We start from the raw sequence: 17,846 nt of genomic DNA on the forward strand, positions 1-17,846 counted from the left end.
CTGCCTTTCGGCTTTCACCCAAACATCCGACGCTCAAGCAGTGAGTTAGCGTGTATTCGTTGCTGGCTGATGCGATCCGGCGTCCTTTCATCATTGTAGGATCTGGCCGTTGAGAGACGCCAGAATAAAACGCTATGCGCAAATTGCACTCTGAGGTTGCTGATCCTGTGGGTTTGGCAGTAAGCAAACTGTTCTATCAATTCGGGCTGTGGGCTGTCTTGTTGGCCTTGCTGAAAGCGGTACTCGCCGAAAGGCAGAAAACGAATGATCTTGCCCAGCTTTCTGATCGCATGCTCAAAGATATCGGTGCTTCGGTCGACGAAGATCATCTGCGCCCGAGAAAGTTCTCGTTGTGGGATATCCGTTTTTGATGGCAACAATCGAGGACGGTCTCGCCCGCTCGATGCGGGCGAGACAAAACCTCATACCGGTTCGTCTGCGCGGCAACATACACGGATACGATGGCCATCCGGGTCTTCTGCGGTAAAGGTCCGGCCGAAATCCATGCCTTCCGGGCGTTGAAGAATGGAAACATCCTTCGCCTGCCATGCGGCACAAATATCATCGACCTCTTGGTCTGTGTCGCACGTCAGAACGATCTCTGAACTGCCGGTTTGACCGGATGTGGCAGGAGCGACAATTGCCGCTTTCCAGAGACCGATCTTGAAGCCGCCAGCATAAACGAACATGGCAAAGGTTGGCGACTTTTCGACCGGGGGCCGGTCGAGAAGCGCTTCGTAGAATCTGCTGCTGGCGTCGACATCACGAACGTGAAGCAGGATGAAATTTGCAGGCTGCATGATGGGATCTCCTTCGTTTCTGCTGAAGGAGATCTACCAGCGCGTACTGACAGATTTTGTCAGTAGTCAGATCACTTCGCCGATGGTTTGCATGTCACGCCATGTCTTCAAAAGCGCATTCTTTCGCTTCGGGTAGCGTTCTTCCATGGCAGTCATGCGAATGATCCGGTCGGCCCGAAAATGGTGGAAGTCATTCCGCAGCTCGCACCACGCGGCAATGACACGGACCTGATCGAAAAAGCCAAGTGCAAAGGGCCAGATCTTCCGGTCGCTCGGCTCGCCTGACGCGTCCTGATAGGATAACAGCAGCTTGCGCTCCCTGCGAATAGCTGTTCGAATGAGCGTGATATCTTCGGCGCGATCATCCGTCACGACCGTAGGTCCGACTAGCAGAAGCGTGCTATCCAGCTGATCCTTCAGATCTTTCGGCAAAACTGCGGAGATGCGAGCAAGGGCATTGTCTGCGGCGGTACTCAGGCTTCCTCCCGTGCGCCGCGCTACCCAGCGCATGCCGAGCACAAGTGCCTCCAACTCGTCTTCGGAGAACATGAGAGGTGGCAGCAGGAACCCTGGCTTGAGCACATAGCCAATGCCCGGTTCGCCCTGGATATCGGCGCCTTGCGCACGCAATGTCGCAATGTCTCGATAGAGCGTCCGCAGGGAAACGTCGAGTTCCAGTGCGAGCGCTTCACCGCTGACGGGCAGGCGATGACGTCGCAGCATTTGGACAAGATCGAGAAGTCGGTCGGTTCTAGCCACCGCGATACTCCGACAATATGCTGACAATATTTGGCATGATAGCCGGTTGGAGTGATAGAGAGGAAGCAAAATTCTGCTCCCCATTTTTAGCCGTATCCCTTATCGCTCCGGACATGGATACTGGTCTCCTACAGCCTGATTCCTGCAGTTGGAGGTAGTGTCATGTCTTTGGAAAACTGGCTGGCTTTCGTCGCAACCGCTGCGGTGGTTCTGGCCATTCCCGGCCCGACAATTTTGCTGGTCATTTCGTACTCGCTGACCCATGGTCGTAAGGTTGCTGGAGCGACGGTTGCAGGCGTGGCTCTCGGCGATTTCACAGCCATGACAGCATCCATGCTGGGCCTTGGCGCGCTTCTGACAACCTATGCAAGCCTTTTCACGGTCTTGAAGTGGGTTGGTGCCGCCTACCTCGTCTATCTGGGCATCAAGCTCTGGCGTGCGCCGGTGCAGACAGCCGAAATCGATAAAGCCGAGGCAGAAGCAGGTCTTTGGCCCATGCGCATCTTTCTGCACACCTATACGGTCACTGCCCTGAACCCCAAAAGCATCATCTTTTTCGTGGCCTTCCTCCCGCAGTTTCTCGACGTGAACCAGCCGTTTCTGGCTCAGATGGTGATCTTCGAAGTCACGTTTCTGGTTTTGGCGACGCTGAATGCCGGACTTTATGCGCTGTTGGCCTCAACCGCCAGAAACACGATCCGCAGCCCTCGTGTTCAGCGAGCGGTCAACCGGACTGGCGGAACCCTGTTGATCGGCGCCGGTTTTCTGGCGGCTGGCATGCGGCGGGCTGCTACCTAGACTTTGTTAAAGAGAATTCTCTGTTGATCTCCGGGCTTTGAGCGGGATGCGAGTCGAATTGTCTGGTAAGAGTATTTTGATGTGCCTCGAGTCCGGCGCAGTCTTCAGCATTTGATTGAGGTGAGTAGCGTGCAGGTAGGCATCGATATGGGAACTCTGTCCGGCGGACAGCCGGCCAAGCTCGATATCGAGGAGCTTCTGGCAACTCGTTTGCTTGTTCAGGGCAATTCCGGTTCCGGTAAATCGCATTTGTTGCGGCGTCTCCTGGAACAGTCAGCTCCATGGGTCCAGCAGGTTATCATCGATCCAGAAGGTGATTTCGTCACTCTCGCCGATAAATACGGCCACATCGTCGTTGATGGCGAACGGACCGAAGCTGAGCTTGTCGGGATCGCGACACGTATCCGTCAGCACCGCGTGTCCTGCGTGCTGACGTTGGAAGGCTTGGATCTTGAAGAGCAGATGCGGGCCGCTGGCGCATTTCTCAACGGCCTCTTCGATGCTGATCGCGAATATTGGTATCCGGTTCTCGTCGTGGTGGATGAGGCGCAGATGTTCGCGCCGTCCGTCGGTGGGGATGTGTCGGAAGATGCCCGAAAGATGTCACTCGGCGCCATGACGAACCTGATGTGTCGCGGTCGAAAGCGCGGTTTGGCCGGGGTTATCGCGACTCAGCGTCTGGCCAAGCTGGCCAAGAACGTGGCAGCTGAAGCCTCGAACTTCCTGATGGGGCGTACCTTCCTCGATATCGATATGGCCCGCGCTGCCGACCTTCTGGGCATGGACCGGCGTCAAGCCGAAATGTTCCGAGACCTGAAGCGCGGCAATTTCGTCGCGCTCGGTCCGGCGCTTTCCCGCAGACCGCTGCCAATCGTCATCGGATCCGTTGAGACGTCGGCGCGCTCCTCGTCCCCGAAGTTGATGCCCTTGCCGGATGCGCCGCAGGATGTGGAGGACCTGATCTTCACGCCCGATCCGGAAGAGTTCACCCGTCCCATCATGCGGCGCGCGCCGCCTGCACCGCGCCCAACGACGGATATTCTGGCTGAGTTATCCCGTTCGCCTCAGGTGGCCATGCCTGCCCCGGCAGAACCCGCCAAGCCCGCACAGCCGGAATTGACGGCGGAGCAGCGTGAGGAGCGGATTGCTGCCGTTCTCTCTGAGATCATTGACGATCCACAGGCGGCCTATCGCACTGATTCAGTTCTATATCAGGACTTTCTAGTGCGTGCTCGCATGCGCCGCCTGCCCGGTACGCCCATGTCGATGAGTGAGTTTCGCAGACGGGTTGCCATCTCTCGCGCCGGTGTCGATGAAGAGACGGCGGCAACACCTGGCTGGCAGACGGCACTTGAGTTGTCAGCTCGTGTGTCAGACGATCTTCAAGGGGTCTTCCTGCTGATGGCCAAGGCTGCTCTGATTGGAGAGCCCTGTCCATCGGATATGCGTATTGCAAAGGCCTATGGAACGCATTCGGCGCGGCGTGCGCGGCGGCTTCTCGGTTATTTTGAGGAGCAGAATCTGATCGTCGTTCACTCAGATTTCTCGGGCAAGCGCATCGTGGCTTTTCCGGATCTCGACGTTCAGACCGCGCCCGGTGCCGCGGATGCGACCGATGATGAACCTGCCGCGGTCGATCGCTTTGCCGCGGAGTGAGAGAAACCCCGGAGGTCTCTCTCAAAGAAGTTATCAGGCTGCGCGCTCTTCCCAGACCTTGACCAGTTCGACGATGGTTTCCACCGATGTTTCCATGTCCTGAACGCTGACCCATTCCAGCGGGGAGTGATAGGCATGCCCGCCGGTGAAGATGTTGGGGCAGGGAAGGCCCATGAACGAAAGGCGTGATCCGTCTGTTCCGCCGCGGATGCTGGCAAGCTTCGGCGTCAGACCGACCCGCTTTGTCGCCTCGACAAGGTTTTCAACCACATCCGGATACTGATCGAGAACGACCTTCATGTTTCGATATTGCTGCTTGACCGTAAAGGTAAAACTTGAGCCGGGATAGGACTTCAACACATCTTCAGCAATGGATCGAAGAAGCTCCTCTTTTTCCACCAGCCCCGCCTCTTCGAAATCCCGAATGATGAAACTGATACGGGCACTTTCCATGGCGCCGGAAATGCCAACCGGGTGAATGAAGCCCTGTCGTCCTTCGGTGGTCTCAGGTGTCTGATCTTGCGGCAGATTGGCAACGATGCGGCTGGCGATCTTGATGGCGTTTTCCATCCGATCCTTTGCGGTACCGGGATGCATCGCGACGCCGGTGATTTCAATCGTCACACCGTCGGCAGAGAAGGTTTCGTTTTCGATTTCGCCGACCGTCGAACCGTCCAGCGTATAGCCAAACTTGGCCCCCAGCTTCTTGAGATCCACCTTGTCGGCACCGCGCCCTATTTCCTCGTCGGTCGTGAACAGAATCTTGACTGCTCCGCGCGGGATTTCAGGATGCTGAAGCAAAAATTGGGCGGCCGTCACGATCTCGGCAATGCCTGCCTTGTCGTCGGCGCCGAGAAGCGTGGTGCCATCGGTCGTCACAATGTCATGGCCGATCTGGTTCTTGAGTTCCGGATGCTCGCTTACCTGAATGACCTGAGAAGTGTCACCCACCAAATGGATGTCTCCACCCTGATAGTTGCGCACGATCTGGGGCCTGACGTTGGTGCCTGTAAAATCCGGCGCTGTATCCATATGGGAGCAGAAGCAGATAACGGGCACGTCTTTGCTGCTCGTCGCAGGGATGGTGGCGTAGACATTGCCGTGCTCATCAAGGTGAGCGTCATCAAGTCCCAAATCTTTGAGTTCCCGCTCCAGCAGTCTTCCCAGGTTCTTCTGCTTCTCCGTCGAGGGCTGAGAACTTGACCTTGCGTCCGATTGGGTATCGATCACGACGTAACGCAGGAAGCGATCGAGGACGGTATCGTGTGTGGCAGTCATGGCAGGGCATCCGATTCGAATGTTCAGGATAAAAAAGCACTTGCGCATGAGTGCTCAAAAATCGGCTACCTGCAAACAAAAACCGCGCCGGTAAGGGCGCGGTTCGGAGTTTTGAGCGCACCGGATGTCAGTGCTTTGCTTCGATTTCCGGCTTCGTGTTCCGTGTTGCCCAAAGAGAGCCCAGGATGCCCGCAGCCAGGATACCTATGGTGACCGTCAGCGAGACGACCGGCGGGATCTTGGCAAGGCCCAGCATATCCGCGAGGAAGATCTTGGAGCCAATGAAGATAAGGACGACCGACAGAGCATATTTCAGGTATGCGAACCGGTGGATCAGCGCCGACAGTGCGAAGTAGAGGGCACGCAGGCCAAGGATCGCGAAGATATTGGACGTGTAGACAATGTACGGATCGGTGGTGATCGCAAAGATTGCCGGGATGGAGTCGACTGCAAAAATAACGTCTGCCAGCTCAACCATCACAAGCGCAAGGAACAGCGGCGTGATGAAGGTCTTGAGCTTGCCCGTCGCAGGGTCGGTCTCGCGCACCAGAAACTTCTCGTTGCGTAGCCCGTCAGTGACTGGCAGTTTCTTGCGCAGGAACTTGAGAACCGGGTTCGATGCGACATCATATTCCTGGTCAGCAGTCAAAAGCATCTTGATGCCCGTGATGATCAGGAAGGCCGCAAAGAGGTAAAGAACCCAGCTGTAGTTTTCGACAATGGCTGAACCGGCGGCGATCATCACACCACGCAGTACGATAACGCCGAGGATACCCCAGAGAAGAACTCGATGCTGGTAGGCACGAGGAATAGAGAAATAGCCAAATATCATCGCTATGACGAAGATATTATCCATGGCAAGGCTTTTTTCGACGACGAAGCCTGTCAAATATTCGAGACCTGCCTGTTCGCCACTCTGGAACCAGATCCAGCCGCCAAATGCGAGGCCCAGTGCGATGTAAAACGCCGAAAGTGCAAAACTTTCCTTGATGCCGATCTCACGGCTATCCTTGTGAAGAACGCCCAGATCTAGGGCAAGTAGGACGAGAACGACTGCAACGAAGGTGAGCCACATCCAGAGAGGCTTGCCCAATAGATCGACAAAGAGAAATTCCATGACGGTTTATCCGAAGCCGGATCAAGTTGACTCTCTAGCACCGACATCACGAGTCGATCCGGCAGTACACGTCAGAGGGGCCCGGTGCCACAGGCGAAAATGGTTTTGCTCACGCCGAGCTTCAAGGGCGGAACTCAAAAAATATCGACGCCCATTCACTTAAGTAAATGCTTCGCTTTATCTCGCGATCTCCTGACGATGTTGTTGAGATGACGAAGCGGTTGACAATTTCCTTGTTGACCCCTAAAGACCGCGCCAGCACAGGGCGGTAAAGCTCGGTGTATCTTTGACATGTCCCGTGGCTATCTCCGGACGCTCTGTGAGAAGCCTGTCAGAGCCATCGCAAGATGTTGCTCTTAGGAGGGCGTGTTTCCTCTGGTCCGGTCTGGCGACAGACCGGTCTGTTTACATTGGAAGGAAATACGATGAGCAAGCGCGCGTCGTCCAAGTACAAAATCGATCGCCGTATGGGCGAAAACATCTGGGGCCGTCCGAAGTCCCCAGTCAACCGTCGCGAATACGGTCCTGGCCAGCACGGTCAGCGCCGCAAGGGCAAGCTGTCCGACTTCGGTGTTCAGCTCCGCGCCAAGCAGAAGCTCAAGGGTTACTACGGTGACCTTCGCGAGAAGCAGTTCCGTTCGATCTACGACGAAGCCAACCGTCGCAAGGGCGATACCGGTGAAAACCTGATCGGCCTGCTCGAGTCGCGCCTTGATGCGATCGTTTACCGCGCAAAGTTCGTTCCGACCATCTGGGCCGCTCGTCAGTTCGTGAACCATGGTCACGTTACGGTCAACGGCGTTCGCGTCAACATCGGTTCCTACCGTTGCAAGGCCGGCGATGTTATCGAAGTTCGCCAGAAGTCCAAGCAGTTGGTTACGGTTCTTGAAGCCGTTCAGCTCGCAGAGCGTGACGTTCCGGACTACATCGAAGTTGATCACAACAAGATGGTTGCCACCTACGTTCGCGTTCCGACCCTGTCCGACGTTCCTTACGCCGTGATCATGGAACCGAACCTGGTCGTCGAATTTTATTCGCGCTGATATCTATGAAAAAGGCGGCCAGGAGCCGCCTTTTTTGTCTGGCGAATTGGAGCCGCCCCGTTACGAGGCGGCTTTTTTCTTGGGCTTCAGTGGCATGTCCTGCGGACTCACGGTGTTGCCGGTATCTGTCGGCTGGGCTGTCGCGACCGGCGCCTCCTTTGGCCCTTCTCCCATCCGGTTCCAGGCATCCAATCCCGCGATCTTGTAGGCCTCCGCGAGCGTTGGATAGTTGAATGTATTCTCGACGAAGTACTCGACGGTGCCTTTTAGATTGAGGACAGCCTGTCCGATGTGAACCAGTTCGGTCGCGCCTTCGCCAACGATGTGAACGCCCAGCAGGCGGCGTGTCTTCAGTGAGAAGATCATCTTCAGCATGCCGGTATCGAGGCCCATGATGTGACCGCGAGAGGTTTCCCGGAAATGGGCAATGCCGGTCTCATAGGGAATGCCGCGCTGAAGAACTTCTTCTTCTGAAAGCCCGCAGGTGGAAATTTCCGGCACCGCATAGATGCCATAGGGGAAATATTGCGGCGGTTCGCTGGCGGGTACGCCAACCGCGTGCCGCGCCGCGATGCGACCCTGCTCCATCGAGGTGGATGCAAGACTCGGAAAGCCGACGACATCACCCGCCGCGTAGATGTGAGGAACAGAAGTCTGGAATGTTTCGGGGTCAACCTTCAGCCGACCTCTGTTATCGGCTTCCAGCCCGGCTGCGGCCAGGTTCAGCGTGTCCGTCGCTCCAACGCGCCCCGCTGCGAAGAGAACCATTTCCGCCTGGAGACTGCGACCGCTTTTCAGTGTGACGCGGCATTTTCCGCCATTCGGTTCGCGCTCGACCGATTCGACTGTTTGGCCGAAAATGAGCTTCATGTTGCGGTCGCGCAGCTGGTAGGTAAAGTCTTCGACGATTTCCTTGTCGATGAAGTCCAGCATTGTCTCACGCGGCTCAACCACCGTGACCTGCGTATCGAGAGCGCTGAAGATGGTCGCGTATTCGATACCAATAACGCCTGCACCAACGACAATCAGTGACCGCGGGACCCGCTTGATCTCCAGCAATTCATCGCTGTCGAGGACAGCTTCGTCATCAAAGGGAATGTGAGGAGGGCGGTAGGGACGGGTGCCGACGGCGAGCAGAACCGATGCCGTCGTGACGCGAAGCATCTCGCCATCACTCTTGGCGATTTCAAGCGTGTGCGGATCGACGAACTGAGCCCGTCCACGCATCTGTTGAACCCTGTTCCGGGCAAACTGATGCTCGAGCACCTCAACTTCATGGTCGAGCGTTATCAGCAGGCGGCGGCGCAAGTCTTCCGCGCTGATTTCCTGTTTGACCCGATAGGCGCGACCGTAGAAGCCACGCTCCCGCCAGCCGGTCAGATTCAGCGCCGTCTCGCGAAGCGTCTTGGAGGGGATCGTCCCAGTGTGCACCGACACGCCACCGACGCGCCGTCCCTGCTCGACAACAAGCACCCGCTTTTCCAGCTTGGCAGCCTGAATTGCAGCTCTTCTGCCTGCAGGTCCACTACCGATGACGACCAGATCGTATTGATACATGATGAGCCTCGTTGCGTGTTACGGTCTCTATTGCACCGCAACATCTGTATTACGTCAAATATAACCTGCAATTCTAACCAATTCCTGACGCGCTTGGTTTCCGACAAGTCAGTGGGAGCCGCGAGCGGAGCGGCTTCGCACAAACAATGTGCATTGCACAAACTTGTTCATATTTTAGCTTGACACAATAAAGACATGATACCACAAATGAACCAATCCAAGAATTGGTTCACACAATGGTCCAGAACATCCCGCCGCCAGACAATGCAAATTACGCGCTCGAAAAGCTGCGTGAACTGTTGCGTGACGGGAAGGTGGCCGCCGATGGGAAGCTGCCAACCGAACGCAATCTTTCGGAAATGCTGGGTGTCGGAAGACGGGCAATTCGTCGGGCACTGGAGGTTCTGGAGGCTGAAGGCGAGGTTTGGCGCAGGCAGGGATCGGGCACTTTTGTTGGTCAAAGGCCCGGCAACTGGTCCGGAAATGTTGATACCATTGTTGCGGGAACGGACTTCATGGAGATTATGGAGGTTCGCCTACGGATAGAGCCGCAACTGGCTCAACTGGCGGCCATGCGCGCGAAACCTGCAGAATTGGTTCGCATGCGTGAGTTGGCTCGAAAGATTCGCGAGAGCGAAGACGCGGACGCCCGCGAGCTCTGGGATGGCGCTTTGCATCGCCAGATTGCTCAAAGTGCCCGCAACCAGCTGTTTCTGACCATTTTTGATGTGATGAACCACGTCCGTCAGGACGAAGCCTGGCAGACCATTCGAGAACGCGCCCGGTCCGGCACGGCAATCACCATGGCCTATGCGCAGCATGAAGACATCATCGAGGCGATTGCAGCGCGCGATCCTGCGCGCGCGGGAGAAACAATGCGTCAGCATCTGTTGATGCTGCAAGAGCGCCTAATCCGCGAAACCTCGCTTGACCATGAGCCTGCTGACTTGGGCCAGCAGGCTTCCTGAGACATTCGAACCGGCGGCAACAAGCCGGAAGATCCGAACCAATTGAACCAACCGATCAGAGGAGAATGATCATGAACCAGATCTTGCGCCTGACGACCGCTCTGGCCTTCGGCGTCTTGACTGCGCTGCCGGCCGCTGCCGTCGAACTGAAAATCGGTTTGCAGGACGATGCGGATGTGCTCGACCCGGCACAGTCGCGAAGCTTTGTCGGCCGTATCGTCTATACTGCCATGTGCGACAAGCTGGTTGACGTCTCTCCGGACCTGAAGATCATTCCGCAGCTGGCAACCGATTGGGCCTGGTCAGAAGGCGGCAAGGTGCTGACCATGAAACTGCGTGAAGGCGTGAAATTTCATGACGACACCCCGCTGGATGCGGCGGCCGTCGTGACCACGATCGAACGCAATCTGACGATGGCGGAATCGCGCCGCAAGAGCGAGCTTGCTTCTGTCGAGAAAGTTGAGGCCGCAGGTCCGCTCGAAGTCAAGTTCACGCTGAAGCAGCCGGATGCGACGCTTCTGGCGCAGTTGTCCGACCGCGCAGGCATGATTGTCTCGCCGAAGGCTGCGAAGGAATTGGGCGCCAATTTTGGGTCCAAGCCGGTCTGCGCCGGACCTTTCAAATTCGTGGAGCGTGTGCAGCAGGATCGCATCGTTCTGGAGAAGTTCAAGGACTACTGGAACAAGGACAATGTCTTCATCGACAAGGTGACCTACACGCCCATTCCGGATTCCACGGTGCGGCTGGCCAATCTACAGTCCGGCGATCTGGATTTCATCGAGCGGTTGGCGCCCACGGATGCGGCTGCCGTCAAGGGTGATTCCAAGCTCACCTATGCGGATGTCGTCAACATCGGCAACATGTCGATCTACGTGAACGTTGGGAATGGCGCGCGTGCCAACAACCCGATGGGCAAGGACAAGCGCCTGCGTCAGGCGTTTTCGCTGGCCATGGATCGTGAAGCGCTGATGCAGATTGTATTCGAAGGCACGGCTGTTGCGGGCAACCAGCCGTTCCCACCAAGCAGCGCCTGGTTCAACAAGGCCGTTCCTGTTCCGCAGCGCGACGTTGCAAAGGCAAAGGCCTTGATCAAGGAAGCAGGCTTCGACCGTGTACCCGTCGAGATCCAGATCCCGAACAATCCGGTCGTTCAGCAGACGATGCAGATCATCCAGTCCATGGTGGCGGAAGCCGGGTTTGACGTGACCTTGAAGTCGACCGAATTCGCCACGCTGCTGGATGAACAGACGCGGGGCAACTACCAGCTCAGCCGTTCCGACTGGTCGGGCCGCGTCGATCCGGATGGCAACATCCACCAGTTCGTCACCTGCAAGGGTGGCCTTAACGACACGAAGTACTGCAATGCGGAAGTCGACAAGTTGTTGAACGAAGCGCGTGCCTCTACCGACGAGAAGGTACGCAAGCAGAAGTATGATGCTGCAGCTGTCATCCTGAACGACGAGCAGCCAATGATCTACCTCGGTCACCAGTCCTGGATCTGGGCCATGAAGAAGAATGTTACCGGTTTCACCCCCTCGCCGGATGGCATGATTCGTCTTATTGGCCTGAAGAAGGGCAGCTGAGGTAAGCAGGCGCCGCGGAGTTCAGCCTGCGGCGCCACTTTTCAATCCGCGTGGTTGTGCCTTCGGCCAGCCATCGAGCCCCATAGGGATGGTGCAAATGCCCGTCTATATTGGAAAGCGTCTGCTGGTCGCCATCCCGACCTTGCTGATCATCTCCATTTTTGTTTTCTCGCTTCAAAAGCTGCTTCCCGGTGATCCCATCATGGCCATGGCCGGTGAGGAGCGTGATCCAGCGGTGCTTGAGCAGCTTCGGGAGAAGTATCACCTCAACGACCCGATCCCCCTGCAATATGTTCGCTGGCTCGGTGGCGTTGCCCAGGGTGATCTCGGCGTTTCGCTGCGCACCAACCAGCCGGTCCTGGAACTGATTGGGCAGAAGCTGCCCGTCACGATCCAGCTCGCCATCATGTCGATGTTCTTCGCCGTCATCATCGGCGTGCCGATGGGCATATTGGCTGCGGTGAAGAAGAATACGATTCTCGATTACATCGCCAATCTAGTGGCCCTGTCGGGGTTGTCCGTTCCCAACTTCTGGCTGGGCATCATGTTGATCCTGCTGATTTCGGTCAACCTCGGCTGGCTTCCAGCCTCCGGGTTCGAATCCATTTTCGTGGATCCGGTGCGATCGATCCAGACGATGCTGATGCCATCCTTCGTGCTTGGGACCGGGCTCGCGGCGACGCTGATGCGCCATACCCGTTCCGCAATGCTGGGTGTTTTGTCGTCTGATTACATTCGTACTGCCCGTGCCAAAGGCCTTTCGCCACGCGAAGTGATCCTGTCCCACAGCTTCCGCAATGCTTTGCTTCCGGTTGTCACGCTGAGCGCACTGCTTTTCGGTGAACTGCTGGCCGGAGCTGTTTTGACGGAGCAGATTTTCACGGTTCCGGGATTTGGAAAGCTGATTGTCGATGCCGTCTTCAACCGGGACTACGCTGTTGTGCAGGGCGTCGTCATGTGCACGGCTGTGGGTTTCATCGTCATGAATCTCGCCGCTGACATCCTCTACGTGCTGCTGAATCCAAGACTGAGGGCAACGCTATGAGCGCCGTCTCGCAGACCGCTGTTCCTGCCAAACGCGAAAGCAGCCGTGCCTGGCGCAAGCTGAAGGCCAACCGCAGCTCCGTTGCTGGCTTCATCATCATCATCTTCTTCGTGGCTTTGGCTGCCCTGGCACCGGTTTTGCCAATTCCGGATCCCGTCGCAACCAGTTGGTCGGCCATCCGCAAGGCACCATCCGCTGCTCATTGGCTTGGCACGGATGATCTGGGCCGTGATATTCTTTCTCGCATGATCTGGGGCGCGCAGGCGTCACTCATGGCCGGGGTGTTTTCCGTCGCCATCGCAGTGGCCATCGGAGTGCCGTTCGGAATTCTCGCTGGTTATTTCGGCGGTTGGGTAGATCTCATCATATCGCGCATCACCGAAGCCTTGCTTGCCATGCCGTTTCTCATCATGGCGATTGCGCTTGCAGCCTTTCTCGGCCCAAGCCTTACCAATGCAATGATCGCCATTGGCCTGAGCGCAATGCCGATCTTCGTCCGACTGACGCGTGGCCAGGTACTGGCTGTGAAGCAGGAAGATTTTGTCGAGGGCGCACGGTCAGTGGGCCTCGGCCATCTCGATATCATGCTGCGTTACATTTTGCCCAATGTCACAGCACCAATCATCGTGCAGGCCACCCTGACGGTCGCGACGGCAATCATTGCCGAAGCCTCGCTCTCCTTCCTGGGGCTCGGTCAGCAGCCGCCTGCCGCCAGCTGGGGCTCCATGCTGAACGTTGCGAAGAACTTCCTGACACAGGCCCCTTGGATGGCCATGTGGCCGGGCATCGCAATCTTCCTCGTCGTCATCGGTTTCAATCTCCTGGGTGATGGTCTGCGCGATGCGCTGGACCCCCGCGAAAACTAAGTCTGAAAGGCATTGTTGATGAGTGACTTCACGACGCGTCCTGAAATTCTCGGCACTTTCGGTGTCGTGACCTCGACCCACTGGATTGCTTCCGCCGTCGGCATGAGCATTCTGGAAAAGGGCGGAAACGCATTCGACGCAGCCGTTGCCACCGCCTTCGTGCTTCAGGTGGTAGAGCCGCATCTCTGTGGTCCGGGCGGCGATATGCCGGCGATCATTTATTCGAAGAAGACCGACAAGGTTGAGGTGATTTGTGCGCAAGGGCCCGCACCTGCCGCTGCCACGATTGAACACTACACCGCTGAAGGTTTGAAACTCATTCCAGGCGATGGCCTGCTGGCAACCGTCATTCCAGGCGCGTTCGATGGCTGGATGCTCATGCTGCGCGATTATGGCAGCATGTCCGTTCGCGAGGTGCTCGAGCCTGCGATCTATTACGCAGAACATGGGCATCCCGTGCTGCCGCGTGTTTCGGCAACCATCAAGGGATTGGCGGACTTCTTTGCGAAGGAATGGCCAACCTCGTTCGAGACCTGGCTGCCGGGTGGATCTGCACCGGAGCCGCATTCCAACTTCCGCAATCCGGTTCTCGCCGAAACCTGGAAGCGCATCATCTCGGAATCCGAGGCTGCCGCCGGTAGCCGCGAGGACAAGGTTCAGGCCGCGCGTGATGCCTTCTATCGCGGGTTCGTGGCCGAATCGATCGACCGCTATCTACAGACGGCAGAGGTGATGGATGCGAGCGGCCAGCGCCATAAGGCGGTGCTGACAGCCGACGATATGGCGGGATATTCGGCGGCGATCGAAGCGCCGCAGACCTTCGACTATAATGATTGGACCGTTGCCAAGACGCCCGCATGGGGGCAGGGGCCAGTCTTGCTCCAGTCCCTTGCCTTGCTGAAGGGATTTGATCTGCAGTCGATGGACCCAACCGGTCCAGACTTCGTGCACTACGTGGTGGAAGCAATGAAGCTCGCTTACGCCGATCGCGAAGTCTATTACGGCGATCCGGAATTCGGCCAGATACCGACCGAGTTTCTTCTGTCAGAAAGCTATAACACTGAGCGCCGTAAGCTCATTTCTGACACGGCTTCCATGGAACTGAGGCCCGGTCTTGTTCCCGGCTACGAAAACCAGCGCGATGCGACAATGGCCATGCTGGCGGAATTTTCCGGCAAGGGCGCGGTTTACGAGCCGACCATGGCGCATTTGTCTGAGAAGAAGGGCGATACGGTCCATATCGATGTCATTGATCGCTGGGGCAACATGGTCTCGACCACGCCTTCCGGTGGGTGGCTGCAATCTTCGCCGGTCGTGCCCGGCCTCGGCTTCCCGCTGAACTCGCGCGCACAGATGTTCTGGCTGAAAGATGGCCTGCCGACATCGCTGGCGCCCGGCAAGCGGCCTCGCACGACATTGACGCCCTCACTCGCGCTCTATCAGGGCAAGCCGACGCTTGCGTTCGGAACACCAGGTGGCGACCAGCAGGACCAGTGGCAATTGCCCTTCTTCCTGCGCTACGTGCATCACGGCAAAAACCTTCAGGCCGCAATCGATGCGCCGCTGTTCCATACGACCCACTTTCCGGGCTCGTTCTATCCGCGAACATCGGAACCGGGGCACATCATGATGGAAGCAGGCTTCGGGGAGGCGACGATCGCTGAGCTTCGCCGTCGCGGCCATCAGGTGACTGTGGCCGAGAACTGGACGGTCGGTCGTTTGACGGCTGCGCGCCGGGACGCGGATGGCCTGCTGCGAGCGGCAGCGACACCGCGATTGATGCAAGCCTATGCTGTGGGGCGTTGACCATGACCTATTCTATCGTTGCAAGGGATCCTGAGACCGGACATCTGGGCATCGCTGTTGCCAGCCGATTCTTCGCCGTTGGTTGCGCCGTGCCCTACATTCGGGGCGGCATTGGCGCTGTGGCAACGCAGGCCTTCGTCAGCCCGCTTTACGGCACCGACGGCCTGAAAATGCTGGGTGAGGGCAAATCTCCTGACGAGATCATTCGGCTCGTGACGGAGCGCGATGACGGCGCAGAGCAGCGCCAGATGCACCTGATCGACGCATCAGGACGGAACGCAGCGTTCACCGGTTCCAAATGCATAAATTGGGCAGGCCATCTGGTTGCCGACAATGTCTCGGTTGCCGGAAACATGCTGGTAGGCCCTCAAGTCATCGAAGAGACTCTGCGAGCTTACCAGGAAAGTTCGAATTTGCCCTTCGCAGAAAGGCTTCTTGCCGCGATGGAAGCGGGCGAGGCGGCAGGCGGCGACAAGCGTGGGAAGCAATCCGCTGCTCTCGTCATCTGCCGCGATCAGGATTATGCCTGGTTGAACATTCGCGCCGATGATCATGGCGATCCCCTTGCCGAATTGCGCAGGCTTTATGCTGTCGCGCAGGAACGATACATCCATGTGGCGGAGACTATGCCAACGCGCAGTAACCCGCATGGGATGATTGATCGTACCGTTATCGACCAGAAGATCGCCGCCCTTGAAGCAGAACGCGCCGCTGCGGGCCGTGCATCTGCATCCTTCTCTACACCGTGGATGCCCAAATGACCGCAGAACCCATTCTTTCCGTTCGCAACCTGACAACTGCATTTCGTGTCGATGGCGAGTGGAAGCCTGTCGTTCGGAATGTGTCCTTTGATATCAGGCCCGGCGAGACACTGGCTATCGTCGGCGAATCCGGTTCGGGCAAGAGCGTCACATCGCTCTCTATCATGCGGCTTCTGGCAAAGGACGCGAGCCGCATTGAAGGTCAGGTGCTGCTCAACGGACGGGATCTGTTGAGCCTGTCCGAAAAAGAGATGCGAGCAGTCCGTGGCAATGAAGTCTCCATGATCTTTCAGGAGCCGATGACATCGCTGAACCCGATCTTCACGATCGGACGGCAGATCTCGGAAGTGCTGACGCGCCACAAGGGAATGTCAGCCACTGACGCCCGTGCCGAGACCATCCGCATGCTGGAAAAGGTGCGCATTCCAAATGCCGCTTCCCGCTTCGACGAGTACCCGCACCAGTTTTCCGGCGGTATGCGTCAACGTGTGATGATTGCTATGGCCTTGGCCTCACGGCCGAAACTGCTCATCGCCGATGAGCCGACGACGGCACTTGATGTCACGATACAGGGGCAGATCCTGGACCTCATCAAGACGCTGCAGGAGGAAGAGGGCATGTCTGTTCTCTTCATCACGCACGACATGGGTGTGGTCGCTGAGATCGCTGACCGCACCGTCGTGATGTTCCGCGGCGATGCGGTGGAAAGCGGCGCGACCGAGCAGATCTTTCATCGAGGGCAGCATCCCTATACCCGCGCTCTTCTTTCTGCGGTGCCGAGACTAGGTTCGATGGAAGGGCAGGCGGTGCCGCTACGGTTCCCGATTGTCGATACGGTCACCGGTATCACGACTGAGCCGCAGCCAAGCAGGACGATGCTCGAACGGGATGCTCCGATCCTGAAGGTCGAGAACCTCGTAACCCGGTTTCCGGTTCGCTCAGGCCTGTTCAGTCGCCAGACCGGTTCGATCCATGCGGTCGAAAATGTTTCCTTCGACTTGAAGCAGGGTGAGACCTTGGCGCTTGTCGGGGAGTCAGGCTGCGGCAAGTCGACGACCGGACGCTCGGTCATGCGGTTGATAGAACCGACATCCGGTGACATTCAATTGGACGGTCAGAATGTACGGGAGCTTGGCTCGTCGCAATTGCAGCGCATGCGCAAAAGCATCCAGATGATCTTTCAGGATCCATTCTCGAGCCTCAATCCGCGCATGTCGGTTGGTCAGGCGATCGCTGAGCCATTTCTCAAGCATGGAATGGGTAATGCGGTTCAAGCGAAACAGAAGACGGCAGACCTTCTGGAGCGGGTAGGCCTTTCAGCATCCATGATGAGCCGTTATCCGCATGAATTCTCCGGCGGACAGCGTCAGCGAATTGCCATCGCCCGTGCGCTGTCACTCGATCCGAAGGTGATCGTTGCGGATGAATCCGTTTCGGCTCTGGACGTCTCGATCAAGGCGCAGGTTTGCAACCTGCTTCTGGATCTGCAGGAGCAACTTGACCTCGCGTTCTTGTTCATCAGCCACGATATGGCCGTCGTCGAACGGGTCAGCCACCGGGTCGCCGTCATGTATCTCGGCGAAATCGTTGAGATCGGCCCACGCGCTGCCGTATTTGAAAATCCGCAGCATCCGTACACGCGCAAACTTATGTCAGCGGTTCCCGTGCCGGATCCTTCGAGGCGTGGCATTCGGCGCGGTCTCATGGAGGACGAATTGAAGAGTCCGGTACGACCTATGGGCTATCAGCCGCCCAGACGGGAATATCGCGAAGTGTCCGCCGGCCACATCGTTCAGGTGGCGTGACGAG

16 protein-coding genes are annotated in these 17,846 nt (G+C 57.4%); 11 read left to right on the forward strand and 5 right to left on the reverse strand.

The features are described 5' to 3' along the window. Nucleotides 1–134 precede the first annotated feature (134 nt). On the forward strand, nucleotides 135–371 hold the full coding sequence (locus MUU53_RS12755) for a YjiS-like domain-containing protein (protein WP_247261222.1): 237 nt from the start codon (nucleotides 135–137) through the stop codon (nucleotides 369–371). A gap of 51 nt (nucleotides 372–422) precedes the next feature. On the opposite strand, the gene MUU53_RS12760 is transcribed toward MUU53_RS12755, so the two are convergent. Then, the gene (locus MUU53_RS12760) at nucleotides 423–800 is read right to left on the reverse strand and encodes a VOC family protein (protein WP_247261223.1); all 378 of its coding nucleotides are present in this window, start codon (nucleotides 798–800) and stop codon (nucleotides 423–425) included. A gap of 66 nt (nucleotides 801–866) precedes the next feature. Further along, entirely contained in the window at nucleotides 867–1,559 is a 693-nt protein-coding gene (locus tag MUU53_RS12765) for a helix-turn-helix transcriptional regulator (RefSeq protein ID WP_247261224.1), read from the reverse strand. A gap of 162 nt (nucleotides 1,560–1,721) precedes the next feature. Between MUU53_RS12765 and MUU53_RS12770 the strand changes: the two genes are divergently transcribed. Both MUU53_RS12770 and MUU53_RS12775 read left to right on the forward strand, forming a co-directional pair. Continuing rightward, nucleotides 1,722–2,357, forward strand: a complete 636-nt coding sequence (locus MUU53_RS12770; RefSeq protein WP_247261225.1) for a LysE family translocator — start codon at nucleotides 1,722–1,724, stop codon at nucleotides 2,355–2,357. A 129-nt stretch (nucleotides 2,358–2,486) separates the two neighbouring features. Beyond that, nucleotides 2,487–4,013, forward strand: a complete 1,527-nt coding sequence (locus MUU53_RS12775) for a helicase HerA domain-containing protein (protein ID WP_247261226.1) — start codon at nucleotides 2,487–2,489, stop codon at nucleotides 4,011–4,013. A 33-nt stretch (nucleotides 4,014–4,046) separates the two neighbouring features. Here the strand turns inward: MUU53_RS12775 and pepT are convergent, their stop codons facing one another. Then, complete coding sequence (gene pepT / locus MUU53_RS12780; protein WP_247261227.1) at nucleotides 4,047–5,291, reverse strand: peptidase T; 1,245 nt, start codon at nucleotides 5,289–5,291, stop codon at nucleotides 4,047–4,049. Nucleotides 5,292–5,418: 127 nt separating this feature from the next. Continuing rightward, nucleotides 5,419–6,408: a TerC family protein gene (locus tag MUU53_RS12785; protein WP_247261228.1), complete on the reverse strand. Its 990-nt coding sequence runs from the start codon at nucleotides 6,406–6,408 to the stop codon at nucleotides 5,419–5,421. A gap of 425 nt (nucleotides 6,409–6,833) precedes the next feature. On the opposite strand from MUU53_RS12785, the gene rpsD reads away from it, so the two are divergent. Then, the gene (rpsD, locus tag MUU53_RS12790; protein ID WP_062554618.1) at nucleotides 6,834–7,451 is read left to right on the forward strand and encodes a 30S ribosomal protein S4; all 618 of its coding nucleotides are present in this window, start codon (nucleotides 6,834–6,836) and stop codon (nucleotides 7,449–7,451) included. A gap of 60 nt (nucleotides 7,452–7,511) precedes the next feature. Here the strand turns inward: rpsD and sthA are convergent, their stop codons facing one another. Beyond that, a complete protein-coding gene (sthA, locus tag MUU53_RS12795) occupies nucleotides 7,512–9,008 on the reverse strand; it encodes a Si-specific NAD(P)(+) transhydrogenase (protein ID WP_247261229.1) in 1,497 nt (498 codons plus the stop codon). Between the two features lie 236 nt (nucleotides 9,009–9,244). Here sthA and MUU53_RS12800 point away from each other — a divergent pair, with 236 nt between their 5' ends. The 7 genes from MUU53_RS12800 to MUU53_RS12830 all read left to right on the forward strand — a co-directional run bounded on the left by MUU53_RS12800 (nucleotide 9,245) and on the right by MUU53_RS12830 (nucleotide 17,842). Further along, nucleotides 9,245–9,976: a FadR/GntR family transcriptional regulator gene (locus MUU53_RS12800; protein ID WP_247261230.1), complete on the forward strand. Its 732-nt coding sequence runs from the start codon at nucleotides 9,245–9,247 to the stop codon at nucleotides 9,974–9,976. Between the two features lie 71 nt (nucleotides 9,977–10,047). Next, entirely contained in the window at nucleotides 10,048–11,559 is a 1,512-nt protein-coding gene (locus MUU53_RS12805; RefSeq protein WP_247261231.1) for an ABC transporter substrate-binding protein, read from the forward strand. 97 nt (nucleotides 11,560–11,656) lie between these two features. Beyond that, nucleotides 11,657–12,604, forward strand: a complete 948-nt coding sequence (locus MUU53_RS12810; protein ID WP_247261232.1) for an ABC transporter permease — start codon at nucleotides 11,657–11,659, stop codon at nucleotides 12,602–12,604. After that, complete coding sequence (locus MUU53_RS12815) at nucleotides 12,601–13,470, forward strand: ABC transporter permease (protein ID WP_247261233.1); 870 nt, start codon at nucleotides 12,601–12,603, stop codon at nucleotides 13,468–13,470. Before MUU53_RS12810 ends, MUU53_RS12815 begins: the two co-directional genes overlap by 4 nt. An 18-nt stretch (nucleotides 13,471–13,488) precedes the next feature. Next, nucleotides 13,489–15,276 carry a gamma-glutamyltransferase family protein gene (locus MUU53_RS12820; RefSeq protein ID WP_247261234.1) on the forward strand — a complete coding sequence of 596 codons (1,788 nt, stop codon included), beginning with the start codon at nucleotides 13,489–13,491 and terminating at the stop codon, nucleotides 15,274–15,276. Nucleotides 15,277–15,278: 2 nt separating this feature from the next. Further along, the gene (locus MUU53_RS12825; protein WP_247261235.1) at nucleotides 15,279–16,037 is read left to right on the forward strand and encodes a DUF1028 domain-containing protein; all 759 of its coding nucleotides are present in this window, start codon (nucleotides 15,279–15,281) and stop codon (nucleotides 16,035–16,037) included. After that, nucleotides 16,034–17,842, forward strand: coding sequence for an ABC transporter ATP-binding protein (locus tag MUU53_RS12830; RefSeq protein WP_247261236.1), 1,809 nt, complete (start codon nucleotides 16,034–16,036; stop codon nucleotides 17,840–17,842). The genes MUU53_RS12825 and MUU53_RS12830 overlap by 4 nt, the downstream gene beginning before the upstream one ends. Nucleotides 17,843–17,846 lie beyond the last annotated feature (4 nt).

The sequence above is a fragment of the Affinirhizobium lemnae genome (assembly GCF_022968395.1).
Taxonomy (GTDB): Bacteria; Pseudomonadota; Alphaproteobacteria; order Rhizobiales; family Rhizobiaceae; genus Neorhizobium; species Neorhizobium lemnae.

Excerpts from the sequence above, each read along its gene's own strand:
- MUU53_RS12755 (WP_247261222.1), top strand. The coding sequence starts at position 135 with ATGCGCAAATTGCACTCTGAGGTTGCTGATCCTGTGGGTTTGGCAGTA.
- MUU53_RS12760 (WP_247261223.1), bottom strand. The coding sequence starts at position 800 with ATGCAGCCTGCAAATTTCATCCTGCTTCACGTTCGTGATGTCGACGCC.
- MUU53_RS12770 (WP_247261225.1), top strand. The coding sequence starts at position 1,722 with ATGTCTTTGGAAAACTGGCTGGCTTTCGTCGCAACCGCTGCGGTGGTT.
- pepT (WP_247261227.1), bottom strand. The coding sequence starts at position 5,291 with ATGACTGCCACACACGATACCGTCCTCGATCGCTTCCTGCGTTACGTC.
- MUU53_RS12785 (WP_247261228.1), bottom strand. The coding sequence starts at position 6,408 with ATGGAATTTCTCTTTGTCGATCTATTGGGCAAGCCTCTCTGGATGTGG.
- rpsD (WP_062554618.1), top strand. The coding sequence starts at position 6,834 with ATGAGCAAGCGCGCGTCGTCCAAGTACAAAATCGATCGCCGTATGGGC.
- sthA (WP_247261229.1), bottom strand. The coding sequence starts at position 9,008 with ATGTATCAATACGATCTGGTCGTCATCGGTAGTGGACCTGCAGGCAGA.
- MUU53_RS12800 (WP_247261230.1), top strand. The coding sequence starts at position 9,245 with ATGGTCCAGAACATCCCGCCGCCAGACAATGCAAATTACGCGCTCGAA.
- MUU53_RS12805 (WP_247261231.1), top strand. The coding sequence starts at position 10,048 with ATGAACCAGATCTTGCGCCTGACGACCGCTCTGGCCTTCGGCGTCTTG.
- MUU53_RS12810 (WP_247261232.1), top strand. The coding sequence starts at position 11,657 with ATGCCCGTCTATATTGGAAAGCGTCTGCTGGTCGCCATCCCGACCTTG.
- MUU53_RS12815 (WP_247261233.1), top strand. The coding sequence starts at position 12,601 with ATGAGCGCCGTCTCGCAGACCGCTGTTCCTGCCAAACGCGAAAGCAGC.
- MUU53_RS12820 (WP_247261234.1), top strand. The coding sequence starts at position 13,489 with ATGAGTGACTTCACGACGCGTCCTGAAATTCTCGGCACTTTCGGTGTC.
- MUU53_RS12825 (WP_247261235.1), top strand. The coding sequence starts at position 15,279 with ATGACCTATTCTATCGTTGCAAGGGATCCTGAGACCGGACATCTGGGC.
- MUU53_RS12830 (WP_247261236.1), top strand. The coding sequence starts at position 16,034 with ATGACCGCAGAACCCATTCTTTCCGTTCGCAACCTGACAACTGCATTT.